The organism is Streptococcus sp. GMD1S, assembly GCF_000296875.1.
Taxonomy (GTDB): domain Bacteria; phylum Bacillota; class Bacilli; order Lactobacillales; family Streptococcaceae; genus Streptococcus.
This window is the reverse complement of the sequence record NZ_AJQY01000426.1, coordinates 1-570: the sequence shown is the minus strand read 5'-3', so window position 1 is coordinate 570 and position 570 is coordinate 1. Positions and strand designations below refer to the sequence as shown.

Here is a 570-nt window from a genome sequence, read left to right as displayed (position 1 = left end):
GCGATTAAAGTCTACAAAGAAAACGGAATCCTTTACGGACCTGCCAAAGCTGCTAATGCTGGTGGTGTAGCCGTTTCAGCCCTTGAAATGAGCCAAAATAGCCTTCGCCTTTCATGGACACGTGAAGAAGTTGACGGCCGTCTCAAAGATATCATGACCAATATCTTTAATACAGCTAAAACAACCGCTGAAACGTACGGTCTTGGTACTGATTACCTTGCAGGAGCTAACATTGCTGCCTTTGAAAATGTAGCAAACGCTATGATTGCACAAGGTATTGTTTAACTAGTCGATACATCCTATCGGAGGACTAATGATGAACTTACGGCCAATGGAAGTAAAAGACAATCCAGCTGTAGCACAACTCATTCGAGCTAGCCTTGAAGAATTCGGGCTTGACAAACCAGGAACTGTCTACTTTGATTCTCATCTAGATCATTTGGCCGACTATTATCAACAGCAAGAGAGAGCAGCTTACTTTATTCTGGAAGATGAAGATCAGCTGGTTGGCTGTGGTGGCTTTGCACCTGTGTCTGATAAGATTGCTGAATTACAAAAACTGTATGTCAC

The 570-nt window shown here is 43.0% G+C and carries 1 protein-coding gene and 1 pseudogene; both read left to right on the top strand.

What is annotated here, in order from left to right; all coding sequences use genetic code 11:
* Window positions 1-285, top strand: a pseudogene (locus tag GMD1S_RS10790) (NADP-specific glutamate dehydrogenase); the annotation flags it as partial.
* A 31-nt stretch (window positions 286-316) separates the two neighbouring features.
* Window positions 317-570: GNAT family N-acetyltransferase (locus GMD1S_RS10785; protein WP_001053556.1), on the top strand; the 254-nt coding region annotated here is incomplete at its 3' end.